This is a genomic window from Lelliottia sp. SL45, assembly GCF_026672535.1.
In the GTDB taxonomy this organism is placed as follows: Bacteria; Pseudomonadota; Gammaproteobacteria; order Enterobacterales; family Enterobacteriaceae; genus Enterobacter; species Enterobacter nimipressuralis.
Genome location: NZ_JAPPRH010000003.1, coordinates 2,319,427 through 2,334,993, shown reverse-complemented (window position 1 = coordinate 2,334,993; position 15,567 = coordinate 2,319,427). Strand labels below are relative to the sequence as shown.

General features: G+C 56.4%; 16 protein-coding genes. 8 read left to right on the top strand and 8 right to left on the bottom strand.

The features are described 5' to 3' along the window. Positions 1–48 precede the first annotated feature (48 nt). From gsiC to OVA10_RS17520, 4 genes are all read left to right on the top strand, one after another. Positions 49–969 (top strand): glutathione ABC transporter permease GsiC, encoded by a 921-nt coding sequence (gene gsiC, locus OVA10_RS17535; RefSeq protein ID WP_123429190.1) that lies wholly within the window; start codon positions 49–51, stop codon positions 967–969. A gap of 1 nt (position 970) precedes the next feature. Then, complete coding sequence (gene gsiD, locus OVA10_RS17530; protein ID WP_095281372.1) at positions 971–1,882, top strand: glutathione ABC transporter permease GsiD; 912 nt, start codon at positions 971–973, stop codon at positions 1,880–1,882. A gap of 131 nt (positions 1,883–2,013) precedes the next feature. Continuing rightward, a complete protein-coding gene (gene bssR, locus OVA10_RS17525) occupies positions 2,014–2,397 on the top strand; it encodes a biofilm formation regulator BssR (RefSeq protein WP_100777065.1) in 384 nt (127 codons plus the stop codon). 108 nt (positions 2,398–2,505) lie between these two features. Then, positions 2,506–3,624 (top strand): PQQ-dependent sugar dehydrogenase, encoded by a 1,119-nt coding sequence (locus tag OVA10_RS17520; protein WP_268196516.1) that lies wholly within the window; start codon positions 2,506–2,508, stop codon positions 3,622–3,624. Here OVA10_RS17520 and OVA10_RS17515 read toward each other — a convergent pair whose 3' ends face one another. Further along, entirely contained in the window at positions 3,625–4,251 is a 627-nt protein-coding gene (locus OVA10_RS17515; RefSeq protein WP_181827534.1) for a glutathione S-transferase family protein, read from the bottom strand. Between the two features lie 258 nt (positions 4,252–4,509). On the opposite strand from OVA10_RS17515, the gene dacC reads away from it, so the two are divergent. Further along, the gene (gene dacC / locus OVA10_RS17510; protein WP_268196515.1) at positions 4,510–5,715 is read left to right on the top strand and encodes a serine-type D-Ala-D-Ala carboxypeptidase; all 1,206 of its coding nucleotides are present in this window, start codon (positions 4,510–4,512) and stop codon (positions 5,713–5,715) included. A gap of 117 nt (positions 5,716–5,832) precedes the next feature. Here dacC and deoR read toward each other — a convergent pair whose 3' ends face one another. The 3 genes from deoR to OVA10_RS17495 all read right to left on the bottom strand — a co-directional run bounded on the left by deoR (position 5,833) and on the right by OVA10_RS17495 (position 8,002). Further along, positions 5,833–6,591, bottom strand: coding sequence for a DNA-binding transcriptional repressor DeoR (gene deoR / locus OVA10_RS17505; RefSeq protein ID WP_268196514.1), 759 nt, complete (start codon positions 6,589–6,591; stop codon positions 5,833–5,835). Between the two features lie 67 nt (positions 6,592–6,658). After that, positions 6,659–7,267: an undecaprenyl-diphosphate phosphatase gene (ybjG, locus tag OVA10_RS17500; protein WP_129034304.1), complete on the bottom strand. Its 609-nt coding sequence runs from the start codon at positions 7,265–7,267 to the stop codon at positions 6,659–6,661. Between the two features lie 6 nt (positions 7,268–7,273). Continuing rightward, a complete protein-coding gene (locus OVA10_RS17495) occupies positions 7,274–8,002 on the bottom strand; it encodes a phosphatase PAP2 family protein (protein WP_107703961.1) in 729 nt (242 codons plus the stop codon). A gap of 167 nt (positions 8,003–8,169) precedes the next feature. On the opposite strand from OVA10_RS17495, the gene OVA10_RS17490 reads away from it, so the two are divergent. Continuing rightward, the gene (locus OVA10_RS17490; protein WP_268196513.1) at positions 8,170–9,399 is read left to right on the top strand and encodes an MFS transporter; all 1,230 of its coding nucleotides are present in this window, start codon (positions 8,170–8,172) and stop codon (positions 9,397–9,399) included. A 42-nt stretch (positions 9,400–9,441) separates the two neighbouring features. Here the strand turns inward: OVA10_RS17490 and OVA10_RS17485 are convergent, their stop codons facing one another. Beyond that, positions 9,442–10,254, bottom strand: a complete 813-nt coding sequence (locus OVA10_RS17485; RefSeq protein ID WP_268196512.1) for a Cof-type HAD-IIB family hydrolase — start codon at positions 10,252–10,254, stop codon at positions 9,442–9,444. Next, the gene (locus OVA10_RS17480) at positions 10,244–11,458 is read right to left on the bottom strand and encodes an MFS transporter (protein ID WP_100777057.1); all 1,215 of its coding nucleotides are present in this window, start codon (positions 11,456–11,458) and stop codon (positions 10,244–10,246) included. The genes OVA10_RS17485 and OVA10_RS17480 overlap by 11 nt, the downstream gene beginning before the upstream one ends. Positions 11,459–11,538: 80 nt before the next feature. Between OVA10_RS17480 and OVA10_RS17475 the strand changes: the two genes are divergently transcribed. Further along, positions 11,539–12,081, top strand: coding sequence for a TetR/AcrR family transcriptional regulator (locus tag OVA10_RS17475; RefSeq protein ID WP_100777056.1), 543 nt, complete (start codon positions 11,539–11,541; stop codon positions 12,079–12,081). Positions 12,082–12,083: 2 nt separating this feature from the next. Here the strand turns inward: OVA10_RS17475 and OVA10_RS17470 are convergent, their stop codons facing one another. After that, complete coding sequence (locus tag OVA10_RS17470) at positions 12,084–12,881, bottom strand: SDR family NAD(P)-dependent oxidoreductase (protein ID WP_194513491.1); 798 nt, start codon at positions 12,879–12,881, stop codon at positions 12,084–12,086. Positions 12,882–13,227: 346 nt separating this feature from the next. Next, complete coding sequence (locus tag OVA10_RS17465) at positions 13,228–14,913, bottom strand: aspartate:alanine antiporter (protein ID WP_100777054.1); 1,686 nt, start codon at positions 14,911–14,913, stop codon at positions 13,228–13,230. A 277-nt stretch (positions 14,914–15,190) separates the two neighbouring features. On the opposite strand from OVA10_RS17465, the gene OVA10_RS17460 reads away from it, so the two are divergent. Further along, complete coding sequence (locus OVA10_RS17460; RefSeq protein WP_107703957.1) at positions 15,191–15,562, top strand: inner membrane protein YbjM; 372 nt, start codon at positions 15,191–15,193, stop codon at positions 15,560–15,562. Positions 15,563–15,567: the final 5 nt, after the last annotated feature.

Sequence of the window (15,567 nt, the reverse complement as noted above, 5' to 3'; positions counted from 1 at the left end):
CAGAACTCATTCCCGCAGGCGAGAGTCTGCGGGATGAGAGGGAAAGGCATGCTGAATTATGTTTTTAAACGCCTGCTGGGGCTGATCCCAACGCTGCTGATTGTGGCGGTGCTGGTGTTTCTGTTCGTCCATATGCTGCCCGGCGATCCGGCGCGACTCATCGCCGGGCCGGAGGCGGATGGGACGGTGATCGATATGGTGCGCCAGCAGCTGGGTCTCGATCGGCCGCTGTACGTGCAGTTCTGGCACTACATCACCAACGTGTTGCAGGGCGATTTCGGCATCTCAATGGTGTCGCGACGTCCGGTTTCTGAGGAGATTGCCAGCCGCTTTATGCCGACGTTCTGGCTCACTCTTGCCAGTATGATCTGGGCGATGATTTTTGGTCTTGCCGCAGGGATTATCGCCGCCGTCTGGCGCAACCGCTGGCCGGATAAGCTCGGCATGGCATTGGCCGTCACTGGGATCTCTTTCCCGGCGTTTGCGCTGGGGATGCTGCTGATGCAGATCTTCTCCGTCGAACTGGGCTGGCTGCCGACGGTGGGAGCGGATACGTGGAAGCACTACATTCTGCCGTCGCTCACCTTAGGCGCAGCGGTGGCCGCCGTGATGGCGCGCTTTACGCGCGCCTCGTTCGTCGATGTGCTGAGTGAAGACTATATGCGCACCGCGCGCGCCAAAGGCGTGAGCGAAAAGTGGGTGATCCTCAAGCATGGCCTGCGCAATTCGATGATTCCGGTTGTCACGATGATGGGCCTGCAGTTTGGCTTCCTGCTTGGCGGTTCGATTGTGGTGGAGAAGGTCTTTAACTGGCCGGGGCTGGGTCGTTTGCTGGTCGATTCCGTCGACATGCGCGACTATCCGGTGATTCAGGCAGAGGTGCTGCTATTTTCACTGGAATTTATTCTTATCAACTTAGTGGTGGATGTGCTCTACGCCGCCATTAACCCGGCTATCAGGTACAAGTAACATGCGATTGTTTAACTGGCGTCGTCAGGCCATTTTAAAGGCTATGCCGGGGTTAAAACCGGACCATATCCGCACGCCGTGGCTGGAGTTCTGGCGTCGATTTCGTCGTCAGCCGGTGGCAATGACCGCCGGACTGTTTGTGCTGCTGCTGATCGTAGTGGCGATTCTGGCACCCTGGATCACGCCGTTCGATGCGGAAAACTACTTCGATTACGATCGACTGAACGATGGTCCGTCGATGATGCACTGGTTTGGCGTGGACTCTCTCGGGCGCGATATCTTTAGCCGAGTGCTGGTCGGCGCACAAATCTCACTCGCGGCGGGGGTTTTCGCGGTGCTGATTGGCGCTGCCATCGGTACGGTGCTGGGCCTGCTGGCGGGGTTCTACGAAGGCTGGTGGGACCGCATCATCATGCGTATCTGCGACGTGCTATTTGCCTTCCCCGGCATTTTGCTGGCGATCGCTGTCGTCGCAATAATGGGTAGCGGGATGGCTAACGTGATCATCGCCGTGGCGGTCTTTTCCATTCCGGCGTTTGCCCGTCTGGTGCGCGGAAATACGCTGGTGCTGAAGCAACAGACGTTTATCGAGTCGGCGCGCAGTATTGGTGCCAGCGATGCAACCATCCTGTTTAACCACATTCTGCCCGGCACGGTCTCGTCCATTGTGGTCTATTTCACCATGCGTATCGGCGTGTCGATCATCTCAGCGGCGAGTCTCTCATTCCTGGGATTAGGCGCACAGCCGCCGACGCCGGAGTGGGGCGCGATGCTCAATGAAGCGCGGGCTGACATGGTGATTGCGCCCCACGTGGCGATTTTCCCAAGCCTCGCGATCTTCTTTACCGTGCTGGCCTTTAACCTGTTGGGTGATGGCCTGCGCGACGCACTGGATCCGAAGATTAAAGGGTAGGGCTGAGGGCCGGACGTTGTAACATTGTAAAGAATGTTAATCAGTTGCGATTTATTGACCTGACGCATTAATCTGGTCAAAAAATGAGCTTATTCTGATCGTGCACAATGGCTGACAAGGGAGGAAATAGCATGTCCGTTGACAGACTGAAACGCGATCTACTGAACAAGCTGATCAATGCCCGGATTGACCTTGCGGCATACCTGCAGTTAAGGATGGCAAAAGGGTATATGTCAGTCAGCGAAAGCGACCATCTGCGCGATAATTGTTTTGAACTGTGTGACTACATGCGTGAAAAAGCGCCGATCCTGCGGGATTATTACGACGCTGATGAACAGCTTGTCCTGCAACGCGCGGCTGACGCGTTGTCAAAAGCTGCCGTATGCCTGATGACCGGACACCATGATTGTCCAACGTTTGTCGCCGTCAGTGCGGAGAAACTTGAACACTCCCTGACGACACTGACTCTCTGCATTATGTGCCTGAAAGAGCACGCCGCGCTCCATCAGCACTAAACTCCGGGGGAGGCGACTCCCCCTTCTGATTAAGCTTTTGTAAAAGTGCTCACGCGCCCGGTCGGCCTGGCTACTCTTTATGCCAAACGTCGAAAAAAGGAGTGCGTAATGCGCCGATCTTCGCTGATTCCTCTGTCTCTCTTCTTTCTCTCCGCTTCCGTAATGGCGGCACCCGGCGCAGTCAACGTCGATGTGCTGCAAACTAAACTCGATCACCCGTGGTCGCTGGCCTTTTTGCCGGATAATCAGGGCATGCTGATCACCCTCAGGGGCGGGCAGCTCAAGCACTGGCAGGCGGGAAAAGGGCTGTCAGATCCGATCGTCGGGATACCGAAAGTGTGGGATAGCGGGCAGGGCGGTCTGTTAGACGTGGTGCTGGCTCCGGATTTTGAACAGTCGCGCCGCATCTGGCTCAGCTACGCCGAAGTCGGCAACGACGGTAAAGCGGGCACGGCGGTAGGATATGGCCGCCTGAGCGAGGATCTCTCGCGCGTCGAGGCTTTCCAGGTGGTGTTCCGCCAGATGCCAAAACTGTCGACGGGAAATCACTTCGGCGGGCGACTGGTGTTCGACGGAAAAGGCTATCTGTTTATCGGCCTGGGTGAAAACAATCAGCGTCCGACGGCGCAGGATCTGGATAAGCTGCAAGGGAAAGTGGTACGCCTGACGGATCAGGGCAAAGTGCCCGCAGATAATCCGTTCGTCGATAAAGCAGGCGCACGCCCGGAAATCTGGTCCTACGGCATCCGCAATCCGCAGGGGATGGCGATGAACCCCTGGACCGACGCGCTGTGGCTGAACGAGCACGGCCCGCGTGGCGGCGATGAGATCAATATCCCTGAAAAAGGCAAAAACTACGGCTGGCCGCTGGCGACGCACGGGATTAACTACAGCGGCCTGAAAATTCCGGAAGCCAAAGGCGAGCATGTCGAAGGCACGGAGCCGCCGCTGTTTGTCTGGAAAGTATCGCCCGCGGTGAGCGGCATGGCGTTCTACAACAGCGACGTTTTTCCGCAGTGGAAAAACAAACTGTTCGTGGGCGCGCTGAAAGAGAAAGACGTGATTGTCCTGAGCGTGGACGGCAATAAGGTGACGGAAGACGGGCGGATTCTGGGAGATAAAGGCAACCGCATTCGCGATGTGCGGGTGGGGCCGGATGGCTATCTGTATGTATTAACGGATGAATCAGACGGGCAACTGTTGAAAGTCAGCCCGTCCGGGGCGTGATTAGCTCACGGGGATCATGATCGCTTTTTGGAAGGCCGGGCGCGCTTTGAGCTGTGCGAACCAGCGCTCCAGGTTTGGATACGATCCCCACTCCAGACCGATGTTGGTCAGGTTCCAGATAAACGGCGCGACCGCGATATCGCCCACGCCAAACGCGGAGCCTGAGAGCCACGGCTGGTTAGCGAGTGCGTCATCCAGCAGGGCAAACAGTTTTTCGCACGCCGCTTTTCCGGCGTCGATCGCCGCATAATCACGCTCGGCTTCGGGGGTTCTGACCAGGCCCATCAGGATTGGGCGGTGCGCGGGGGAGAGCGTCTGGTTTGCCCAGTCCATCCATTTTTCGCCCTCGGCACGGCGGGCAGGATTGTCCACCCACAGGCGATTTTGCCCGTACTGCGCTGCCAGATAGCGCACAATGGCGTTCGATTCCCACAGGGTTAAGTCGGTTTCGTCGTCGCGCAGCAGCGGCACCAGTCCGTTGGGGTTCATCGCCAGATACTCGGCATCGTTATTCACGCCAAACTGCAAACCGGCCATGATCTGGTTAAACGGTAAATCCAGCTCTTCCAGCGTCCAGAGCACTTTCTTGACGTTGGTTGAATTGTTCCTGCCCCACAGCGTAATCATATTGACTCCTGAATGAGTGAAATAACCTGAGTGGTGAATCAAAGCCTGCGATTGCACATGGTGAGATAAACCTAACATTTACGCAACAGAAGACAAAAAAATCGCATCCGGGACAGCACCCCGGCCCGTTATTGCGTAAACTTTAAAAACTTTACCTGGTTTAGGTTTCTTTAGACTCATTAGTACGTTATTACTCATCGCTTCTTGCGACACGGTGATGTGACGTGATTTTTTAGAAAGGACACTCGGGTGGCATTTATGACGCATACAACTTCTTCTCTGCGCAGCCTGGCGGCAGGCTCCGCACTGCTTTTCCTGTTTTCCCCCACACTTTTTGCGGCTGAAACGGCGGCACCAGAAGCGCCTCCGGTCGACGCGCGCGCGTGGATCCTGATGGACTACGCCAGCGGTAAAGTGCTGGCGGAAGGCAACGCGGACGAACAGCTCGATCCGGCGAGTCTGACCAAAATCATGACCAGCTACGTGGTCGGGCAGGCGCTCAAAGCAAACAAAATTAAGCTCGACGACATGGTGACCATTGGCAAAGACGCCTGGGCCACCGGCAACCCGGCCCTGCGCGGCTCGTCCGTGATGTTCCTGAAACCGGGTGACCAGGTTTCCGTGTCGGATCTGAATAAAGGGGTGATTATTCAGTCGGGGAACGACGCCTGTATCGCGCTGGCGGATTACGTCGCGGGCAGCCAGGACTCCTTTATCGGCCTGATGAATGGTTACGCGCAAAAGCTCGGCCTGACCAAAACCACCTTCAAAACGGTCCACGGCCTGGACGCGCCGGGGCAGTTCAGTACCGCCCGCGATATGGCGTTGCTGGGCAAAGCGCTGATCCACGACGTGCCGGATGAGTACGCTATTCATAAAGAGAAAGAGTTTACGTTCAACAAGATCCGCCAGCCGAACCGCAACCGTCTGCTGTGGAGCAGCAACGTGAATGTAGACGGCATGAAAACCGGCACCACCGCCGGCGCAGGCTATAACCTGGTGGCGTCTGCGACCCAGGGCGATATGCGTTTGATCTCCGTGGTGCTCGGCACCAAAACCGACCGCATCCGCTTTAATGAATCCGAAAAACTGCTGACCTGGGGCTTCCGCTTCTTCGAAACGGTGACGCCAATTAAACCTGATGCGACCTTTATCAGCCAGCGCGTCTGGTTCGGCGATAAGAGTGAAGTGAATCTGGGCGCGGGTGAAGCGGGTTCTGTGACGATCCCGCGTGGTCAGTTGAAAAATCTAAAAGCGAGCTACACCCTGACCGATCCACAGCTGACCGCGCCGCTGAAAAAGGGCCAGGTGGTCGGCACGATCGATTTCCAGCTTAACGGCAAATCCATTGAGCAGCGTCCGCTGATCGTGATGGAAGCGGTGGAAGAGGGTGGATTCTTCAGCCGGATGTGGGACTTTGTAATGATGAAATTCCACTCGTGGTTTGGTGGCTGGTTCTCATAAAAGCAAAACGATAACCGCAAGGTTATCGTTTTGAGTGTTTGCCTCCTCCCCCGACGGGGGAGGGATAAGGTGAGAGCATCAGGCCGCGCTGGCGGCTAAGCCCGGCAAAACCCCCACTCAGTACATCAATTTAATCTGCTGCGCTTTGGCGTGCGCGACCAGCTCGTCATCCGGGCGGCAGTCGCTGACAATCGCATCAAAGCGTGCCAAATCGCCCATTCTTGCTGAACGCACTTTGCCAAATTTACTGTGATCCACCACCAGCACATGATACTGCGCGGCGTTCATCGCCCAGTGTTTCACCGTTAACTCTTCGAGGTTAAAACAGGTTGCGCCCTGGCGCACGCTCACGCCTGCCGCTGAGTAAAAGGCGATATCCGGACAGAGATTGCTCAGGGTGTCCTGAAGATTCAACGGCTTGAAAATGGCGTTGCTGGCGTGAAACTCACCGCCGCAGAGGATCACCCGACACTCAGGTTTCTCCTGGAGGGCCAGAAAGGTATTCAGGGAGTAGCACACCGCCGTGAACGGTAGCGTGTTATCAATGGCTTCGATAATCCATGGTGTGGTGGTGCCGCAGTCGAAAAACAGGGTCTGATGCGGTTGCACGAGGGAGGCGGCCAGCCGTGCGGCTTTGCGTTTCTCCTCAACCAGGCGGGTTTTTTGATCGCTCAGGAGATAGTGGCTGCCGCTGCGTGGCTCCAGCACGATATAGCCGCCGAGCAGCACCACGGGGGCACTCTCGCTGTTCAGGTCGCGACGGATGGTCATCTCGGAAACGCCGAGCAGAGTGGCAGCTTCTTTAAGATGCAGCTTATCGCTGCGCTTCAGGGCTTGCAGCAGCTGGGAGATGCGGTCGTCGCGTCGTGTTTCCATAGATCCTCGGGGCGAAAAGGTGAACCCCCACAATGTGGGGGTTCAAGTGTAACCTGTCGGACCGGGATTAGTCACGTATCCAGCCTTTGCGGATCGGGAGAGCAAAGCAGATACGGTAGACGCGCTGCAGCCCGCGATAAATCTGCTGCCCCATGATATTCCACAGGATTTGCGCGCTCAGGCAGCCCATCATTCCGACCAGCAGTCCGCCCAGCATATCCAGCGGCCAGTGGACGCCGAGATAGACGCGCGACCAGGCAATGCCGAGTGCGATCGCCATCAGAACCACGCCCGACCAGACGCGGTGCCAGAACAAAAAGGCCAGTGCGAAGGTGAAAATCACGGTGCCGTGATCGCTCGGGAAGGAGTCGTCAGCCGCATGGTGCAGGAAGTTCGAACCGATATGATCGACAAATGGACGGTCGTGCGGGAACAGATGCCCCAGCGTCCAGGAGGCGGTCATGCTAACCGCCAGCGCCATCGCCACCTTTATCACCAGCTGACGCTGCGCGCTGACCTGCTTGCGCGGCCCCCACAGCCAGAGTATCGCGATCAGCAAGGGCACGATGTTAATCAGATCCTTCGCCACAAATTTGGCAAACATAATCATCCACTCCGGTGACGCCGGGGTGGCATTAATCAGATAAAACAGTCCGTAATTGAGATTCTCTAGCATTCCAACTCACTCTTTTGCAAACCAGGCAGAAACAAGGCCGTAAGCCACGACCTGAGAAAACCAAACCCACCAACCTGCCCACAGGTTGTGAGAGAAGAAATGGGCGCCGCGCATGACCTGGCCGAAGCCCATCGTCAGGCCCGCCACTGCACCCAGCGCCACGAAACACCACGCCAGACGAGGGCGCTCGCGCCAGAAGGCGAAAAACAGCCCCATTACCATAAAGCCGCTCGATGCGTGCCCGCCGGGGAAGCAACGACCGGGGCCGCTGCCATCAGGCGTACTGCTAAACAGCGGATACGAAACCGCTTTGCCGCCGTACTCCAGCAGATCCCACGGACAGCTGTGATGGCTGGTACTTTTCAGCACACCGACCACCAGGGTGCCAAGGCCCATCAGCAGCGCTCCGGTGACCAGCGGCATGTTGCGACGAAAGGCACCATAAATCAGCGCCACGGCCGCCGTCGCAATCGCAACGTACTTCGCCAGCCGATGGTTCAGCAGATCCAGCAGCGCGTTTTGCTGCAGCGGGAAATGGTGGCTGGCGGCGTCATACCAGAAACCTGTGATCCAGCGGTCGAGCGTCTCATCGCGCGAAAGCCAGGTAAACAGCACCGCCATCAGCAGTAGCGCGAAAAGCTGATAACCATAAAAGCGCACCGGTAAACGGTAAAGGGGTTTTATCTTAGTTGTCGGTGACTTAGATAAATCCGAAGGGGCAGTATGTTGAGCCATAATGACGTTCATTGACGGGAAATAGGCCCATCATAAAGGTGTCAACTTAAGGAAACCTTAAACGACGACGATATGTGCTTTATTTCTGTTTATCTTCGATAATTCACTATCTCGCGACCGGGCATTTCATTAAACTCATCGCGATTTTTTCATCAAAAAGAGACTGCATGTTAAACCGTTCTTCTTCCGGTAACCGTCTGGGTCGTCAGGCGTTACTTTTCCCTCTGTGTCTGGTGCTTTACGAATTCTCCACCTATATCGGCAACGATATGATCCAGCCGGGTATGCTGGCCGTGGTGGAGCAGTACAACGCCGGGATCGAGTGGGTACCGACATCCATGACCGCCTATCTGGCTGGCGGCATGTTTTTACAGTGGCTGCTGGGGCCGCTGTCGGATCGCATTGGCCGTCGCCCGGTGATGCTGACCGGCGTGGTCTGGTTTATCGTCACCTGCCTCGCCATTCTGCTGGCACAAACGATTGAACAATTCACGCTGCTGCGATTCTTGCAGGGGGTGAGCCTGTGCTTTATCGGCGCCGTGGGGTATGCCGCTATTCAGGAGTCCTTCGAAGAGGCGGTGTGTATCAAAATCACCGCCCTGATGGCGAACGTGGCGCTGATTGCGCCGCTGCTCGGCCCGCTGGTGGGCGCGGCGTGGGTGCATGTTGCGCCGTGGGAAGGGATGTTTGTGCTGTTCGCGGCATTGGCGGCGATTTCGTTCTTCGGCTTGCACCGCGCAATGCCAGAGACCGCCACTCGACTGGGCGAAAAACTGTCCCTAAAAGAGCTGGGGCGCGACTATAAAGAGGTGCTCAGAAATGGCCGCTTTGTGGCGGGCGCGCTGGCCACCGGGTTTGTCAGCCTGCCGCTGCTGGCGTGGATTGCCCAGTCACCGGTCATTATTATTAGCGGCGAGAAGCTCAGCAGCTACGAATACGGTCTGCTGCAGGTGCCTGTTTTTGGCGCGCTGATTATCGGTAACCTGGTGCTGGCACGCCTCACATCCCGTCGCAGCGTGCGCTCGCTGATCATTATGGGCGGCTGGCCGATTGTGGCCGGGCTGGTGGTTGCAGCGGTGGCGACCGTCGCCTCTTCCTACGCTTATCTGTGGATGACAGCCGGGCTGAGTATTTATGCCTTTGGGATTGGTCTGGCGAATGCCGGGCTGGTACGCCTGACGCTGTTTGCCAGCGAGATGAGTAAAGGCACCGTATCCGCCGCGATGGGGATGCTGCAGATGCTGATCTTTACCGTGGGCATTGAAGTCAGTAAACACGCCTACAGCTTTGGCGGTAACGGGCTGTTCAGCCTGTTTAACCTCGCCAATGGCGTGCTGTGGCTGGGGCTGATGGTGATGTTCCTGAAAGATAAACGCGTCGGCAGCGCGTTACAGTAAGTTGTTGCCCGGTGGCGTAACGCTTACCGGGCAATTCGTGCGCTAGTTAAACGGCGCTTCCCCGTTCAACGCTTTTTCGATCACATCCAGCACGCCTTCGTCGCTATTGTGCGGCGCCTCGAAACGCGCCTCGGCTTTGATATGCGGCTTGGCGTTTGCCATCGCAAAGCTAAAGCCCGCCTGACGCAGCATCTCAACGTCATTCCCGCTGTCGCCAAACGCTAACACTTCGCTATCGTCGATACCCCAGTGCCGCTGCAAAATCCGCAGCCCGTTCGCCTTGTGCACGCCTGGAATTATCAAATCGATATTGCCATGGCCGGTGGTCACCGGAACCATAATGTCGCTCAGTTCCTGATGGATCAGCGCCTGCACGCGCGGGATTTCGCTGTCCGGCAGATTCAGCCCAAACTTAAAGAAGATGTCGTCAAGATGGTCAAAGTTATCAACCATTTCCAGGCGATGATAATACTTCGCCGCCATCTCTTTGAGACTGTCATCGTAAGATTTCAGGGTATAGGCGCTGCTCTTGCCGCAGGCGATCACTTCCACTTCCGGCAGAGAGCAGAGAAAACGCGCCACGGTGTCGAACTGGCTTTTGGTGAGTTCACCGTTAAACACATCTTCACGAGCGTTCACCACCCAGCCGCCGTTTTCGGCGACAAAAGCGATCTCATCGGCAATCTCCGGGAAAAAGGAGATGAGCTGGTAATACTGATTCCCGCTGGCAACCACAAAGCGAATATCTTGTGCTTTCATGCGCGCATACTGCGCCAGAAAGCGCTCACGGTTATAGGTTTTGTCGTCGCTCAGGAAGGTTCCATCCATGTCGACGGCGATTAACTTAACGCTCATATCCCTTCTCCATTGCTGAATCTTGTGTTGTAGGTTTTGCCACGGCTTTTGCGACCAGCGCGGCGACAATGACCAGGGCTAACACCACCAGCATGGCGCTGCGTAACCCGTAATGTTCGCCAAGGAACCCGAGCAGCGGCGGGCCGACCAGGAAGGCGAGATAGCCGGTGGTGGCAACCACGCTGACGCGCGTCGGGGCGTCCGGGCCGGTATCGCTGGCCGCCGAAATGGTGAGCGGGAACCCGAGTGACGCACCGGCGCCCCACAGAATGACCGAAACACCGGCGATCCAGTCCACGTCGACAAAAATAATCAGCGCGATACCGAGCGCGCCCATCATCGCGCTGGCGCGCACCACGGCTACGCGGCTGTAACGATCGATAAACCAGCCGCCGGTAAAGCGCCCGACGGTCATCCCGAGGGTAAACCCGGCGTAAATCAGCGAACCAGAGGTAGGGCTAAAACCGTGGCCGTCGACCATCAGCAGCGGCAGCCAGTCGTTCGCGGAGCCTTCAGCAAACGCCATCGCCAGTACCACTACGCCAATCAGCATCAGCTGCATATCGCGATAAAAAGGTAACCCTTTCTCGGTCGACTTTTGCTCTTCCGCGCTGTTTTTGCCCGTGCCGTCAGGAATGAAGGTAATACCGGTCAAAATCGGCAAAATACAGATCAGCGCCGCCAGTAAAATGTGCAGGCTCGCGGCGGTCCCAAAGGCGGTCAACGCCATGCCCACACCGGCACCGGCCAGCGTGCCGAGGCTGTAGAAGCCGTGCATCATCGGCAGCACGGTTTTATTCAGCTCGCGCTCGACGGCGGCGCCTTCGACGTTAATCGCCACTTCTGCTGCACCAAAGCTGCCACCAAAGACCATCAGACCAAAGGCAAACATTACCGGCGATGCAAACCACAGGGCGGCGCTGAGGATCAGCATGCCGACCACGGCGCTGCACATGGTGGTACGAATCACTTTACGCGTACCAAAGCGCTTCACCAGCCATGCCGAGCAGAGAATACCGCTCATCGAACCGATCGACAGACCAAACAGCACGATGCCCATCTCTGCCGTTGAGACCGACAGAATATCGCGGATCGCGGGGGTGCGCGTCGCCCAGGACGCCATCAGCAATCCGGGGATGAAAAAGAACATAAACAGTGCCCACAGGCGGCGCTGCAGGGCTTTACGGGGAGAGATCAACGTCATTGAGGAGCACCAGAAGTACAATAATAGCGACAACACTAGCAAGTTTGTGTACATTTGTACACAAACCGAAAGGGGAAAAGATGAGCAGACGACCAAACGATCCGCAGCGTCGGGAGCGGATCCTTCAGGCCACCCTGGAGTCCATTGCAGAGCATGGCATCAATGCCGTGACGCACCGTAAAATCGCCAGCTGCGCGGGCGTGCCGCTGGGGTCGATGACCTATTATTTCGACGGGATAGACTCGCTGCTCGAAGAGGCGTTTACCGGATTTACCCAGCAAATGTCGCTGCAATACCGCGAATTTTTTGCCGGCGTTACCGGTCCGGAAATGGCCTGTGAGGCGATCACCACTCTGATCCACAGCTCAGAAGTGACCACGCCGCACAATATGGAGCTGATGTACCAGCTGTATGCGCTGATGAGCCGTAAACCAGCGCTTAAAAAAGTGATGCAGGACTGGATGCAAACCAGCCAGAGCACGCTTGAGCAGTGGTTTGACCCGGTGACGACGCGTGCGCTCGATGCGTTTATCGAGGGTATGACCCTGCATTTTGTGACGGACCGGGAGCCGCTGTCACGCGAAGAGATCAGGGCTATGGTGAGGCGCATCGCAGGATTTTAGCATTAGCCGAGGGTCGCACCCGCCGTCACGTTGACCATCGTTGCGGTCATCGCTCGGGCATGTTCAGAGGCCAAAAATGCAATCACACCGGCCACCTGCGGCAGGGTTGGCAGCCGCTTGAGCATTGTGCTTTGCGCGGCACCTTCCATAAACTGCTCGACCGTCACTCCCATCGACTGCGCTTTTATCGCAAATAACTCTCCTGTGTAAGAACCCGCCTGAACCGCGCCGCTGATAGCATGAGAGCGTACGCCCGTAACGCGGATGTTCTTCGGCCCCAGTTCGCTGGCGAGCGCATTGACGAACGCCTCAATGCCCGCGCAGCCGACGATATGCCCAAGATGACCGGGTATCGCCATCGGGCCTGCCGGTGCGACAACGGTGATTATCACGCCCTCGCGATCGCCACCCATATGGGGGACGACGGCCTTTGAGAGAGTGAAAAGGGCGGTGAGAAACGGATCAAATCCCTGCCTGAACTCTGCCAGGGATAACTCTGCGAGGCGTTTGCCTTGATCGTGCATAAACCCTGTTGCGTTAACGACCACATCAATGCCGCCAGTCTGCTGAGCCAGTTTCGCGGTTTGCTCAAGAACAGAACGTTCATCAAGGACGTCGATGACACGTGATTCTGCGATTCCACCGGCAGAACGGATGTCGTTAGCCACGCGCTCCAGCTTATCCCGATTTCGGGCGACGAGAAAAACATGCGCTCCCTCTCGCGCCAGTACTCGCGCTGTTTCGCTACCTATCGCGCCGCTTGCACCGAAAATGACAACGGTTTTGGTTTTCATCAGCATGGCCTTTTCTCAATCAAAGAGGCAGGGATAGTTCAAAGTATGGGTGCAAATGGGGTGGGGGCAAGCGGAGGAAACAGGAACTGGTTACAGCTTATATCATGGGGTAATGGTGCTAGTGCGACGGTGATATTGATGGCGCAGGAAAGTAGGGTGACGGAGCGGGTTTGACATGGCTGTGAATTTCAGGCAACAAAAAACCCATCAACCTTGAACCAAAATGGCGGGGTTGATGGGCTCCACAAAATGGGGGACATCAAAGAAAAGCAGTGGCAATAGTTATGACTGCCTCATATACAAAAAGTTCTGCGCATCGCGAAAATAATTCGGTGATGCGCAAACTTCAGAGTTATCCGAGCGCGGGCCAGATAATGATGATCAGCGTACCGGCTAGCGTCAGCAGGACGTTGGCGATGGCGTACGTGCCTGCGTAGCCCAGCGCCGGGATGTTGCTGCGGGCGGTGTCGCTGATGATTTCCATCGCCGGTGCACAGGTGCGCGCGCCCATCATGGCGCCAAACAGCATTGCGCGGTTCATGCGCAGCACGTATGCACCGAACAGGAAGCAGATTACCACCGGCAGCAGGCTGACGATCAACCCGGCGACCAGCATCTGCCAGCCGACGGCACCCAGACTGTGTCCGATGCCGCTGCCAGCGCTCAAACCCACGCCCGCCATAAAGACCATCAGGCCAAACTCTTTCACCATGTTCAGCGCGCCCTGCGGGATATAGCCGAAGGTCGGGTGGTTGGCTCGCAGGAAGCCGAGCATGATCCCGGCGAACAACAGACCCGCAGCGTTACCCACGCCGAAGCTAAAGTTGCTGAACTGGAAGGTGATCATCCCAATCATCAGGCCGACAATAAAGAAGGCGCAGAAGGCGAGCAGGTCGGTAACCTGGCTGTGAATGGAGATAAAGCCGATGCGGTCGGCGACGGTTTTCACGCGACGCGCGTCGCCACTGACCTGAAGAACGTCGCCTTTGTTCAGCACGACGTTATCGTCAATGGGCATCTCAATCTGGCTGCGGATGACCCGGTTCAGGAAGCAGCCGTGATCCGTCAGCTTCAGCTGTGCCAGACGACGTCCGACGGCGTTATGGTTTTTCACCACAATCTCTTCCGTGACGATACGCATGTCGAGCAGGTCGCGGTCGAAGACCTCTTTACCGTTGCGGAAACTCGGGTCAAGGCGCGCGTGCGCGTCCGGGTAGCCGACCAGGGCGATATCATCCCCCATCTGCAGCACTGCATCACCGTCCGGGTTAGCCAGAATACCGTTGCGGCGAATACGTTCGATATAGCAGCCCGTCTGGCGGTAGATACCCAGTTCGCGCAGGTTTTTGCCGTCGGCCCAGGCAACCAGCTCCGGCCCGACGCGATAGGCGCGAATGACGGGCAGATAGACTTTACGTTTGGTGTCGGTGTCCAGACCGCGCTCGCGCGCAATCTGCTGGGCGCTGGTCTGGAGATCCTGATGCTGGAGTTTAGGCAGGTAACGCGCAGCGACGATAAGGCTCACCAGCCCAATCAGATAGGTCAGGGCGTAGCCGAGACTCAGGTGGTCGAGCGCCAGCGAAAGCTGACCGCTCTCCATACCCGAGTGGCGCAACGTATCACCCGCACCGACCAGCACCGGCGTCGAAGTCATCGAACCGGCCAGCATCCCGGCGGTTAAGCCGATATCCCAGCCAAACAGTTTACCCAGCCCTAACGCTATCACCAGGGCGCTTCCGACCATCACCAGCGCCAGCATCAGATAATTTTTGCCGTCGCGGAAAAAAATTGAAAAAAAGTTCGGCCCTGCTTCCACGCCAACACAAAAAATAAACAGCATAAAACCGAGATTAAGCGCATCCGTGTTAATGCTGAAATGCTGCTGGCCTAATAATAATGAGACCACTAAAACGCCAATGGAATTACCAAGTTGAACGGAACCCAGGCGTAATTTACCCAGACACAGTCCCAGTGCCAGTACAACAAATAATAACAGGATGTAATTCCCATTTAACAAATCTGCGACGTTTATATTCACGGAGGCTAACTTCTTGTTTACCGTTAAGCTGTTGAAAGGATGGGGGATTTAGGCTACTGTTTTATCCCATGTGAGTGAAGGGATTCTCCCTTTCGCCCATACAGAATATATCCCACAGAACAATAACTGGCCGATAGTCTAATCGTATTAGATATCCAGGGCCAGAAAAGATCGCGTAACAATCTATGAGCTTTGGCAAGGAATGCCACATTGCATTATCTGACTGGGCGTCCTCTGGACGAATGTGTATTCGATAGTGATGGAGTCAGGAGGATTTTTGAACATCAAGCGGAACTGGACAGGTGTCGTCTGCTGTTTTCTACTGTTTATCGCGGTTTGCCTTTCATTAGCCTTCCATGTGAAGGGGGCATTCAGGGCATCAGGCCATCCTGAACTGGGTTTACTCTTTTTCATTTTGCCAGGCGTGGTGGCGAGTTTCCTCTCGCGCGGGGGAGAAGTGGTCAAACCGCTGATTGGCGCGATGCTTGCGGCACCGTTATGTCTGGTGGTGATGCGTCTCGTTTTTGTCTCGCCGCGCTCGTTATGGCAAGAGCTGGCGTGGCTGTTGAGCGGGATTTTCTGGTGTGCGCTAGGCGCGCTCTGTTTTATGTTCGTGCGCAGCCTGGTGCATCGCTGGCGACACAAATAAAAACG

What these genes read in the sequence shown, in the direction of transcription:
- OVA10_RS17495 (WP_107703961.1), bottom strand. Translation starts at nt 8,002, where the DNA reads ATGGCTCAACATACTGCCCCTTCGGATTTATCTAAGTCACCGACAACT.
- OVA10_RS17515 (WP_181827534.1), bottom strand. Translation starts at nt 4,251, where the DNA reads ATGATTACGCTGTGGGGCAGGAACAATTCAACCAACGTCAAGAAAGTG.
- deoR (WP_268196514.1), bottom strand. Translation starts at nt 6,591, where the DNA reads ATGGAAACACGACGCGACGACCGCATCTCCCAGCTGCTGCAAGCCCTG.
- OVA10_RS17470 (WP_194513491.1), bottom strand. Translation starts at nt 12,881, where the DNA reads ATGCTGATGAAAACCAAAACCGTTGTCATTTTCGGTGCAAGCGGCGCG.
- OVA10_RS17520 (WP_268196516.1), top strand. Translation starts at nt 2,506, where the DNA reads ATGCGCCGATCTTCGCTGATTCCTCTGTCTCTCTTCTTTCTCTCCGCT.
- OVA10_RS17490 (WP_268196513.1), top strand. Translation starts at nt 8,170, where the DNA reads ATGTTAAACCGTTCTTCTTCCGGTAACCGTCTGGGTCGTCAGGCGTTA.
- OVA10_RS17485 (WP_268196512.1), bottom strand. Translation starts at nt 10,254, where the DNA reads ATGAGCGTTAAGTTAATCGCCGTCGACATGGATGGAACCTTCCTGAGC.
- gsiD (WP_095281372.1), top strand. Translation starts at nt 971, where the DNA reads ATGCGATTGTTTAACTGGCGTCGTCAGGCCATTTTAAAGGCTATGCCG.
- dacC (WP_268196515.1), top strand. Translation starts at nt 4,510, where the DNA reads ATGACGCATACAACTTCTTCTCTGCGCAGCCTGGCGGCAGGCTCCGCA.
- gsiC (WP_123429190.1), top strand. Translation starts at nt 49, where the DNA reads ATGCTGAATTATGTTTTTAAACGCCTGCTGGGGCTGATCCCAACGCTG.
- OVA10_RS17480 (WP_100777057.1), bottom strand. Translation starts at nt 11,458, where the DNA reads ATGACGTTGATCTCTCCCCGTAAAGCCCTGCAGCGCCGCCTGTGGGCA.
- bssR (WP_100777065.1), top strand. Translation starts at nt 2,014, where the DNA reads ATGTCCGTTGACAGACTGAAACGCGATCTACTGAACAAGCTGATCAAT.
- OVA10_RS17475 (WP_100777056.1), top strand. Translation starts at nt 11,539, where the DNA reads ATGAGCAGACGACCAAACGATCCGCAGCGTCGGGAGCGGATCCTTCAG.
- ybjG (WP_129034304.1), bottom strand. Translation starts at nt 7,267, where the DNA reads ATGCTAGAGAATCTCAATTACGGACTGTTTTATCTGATTAATGCCACC.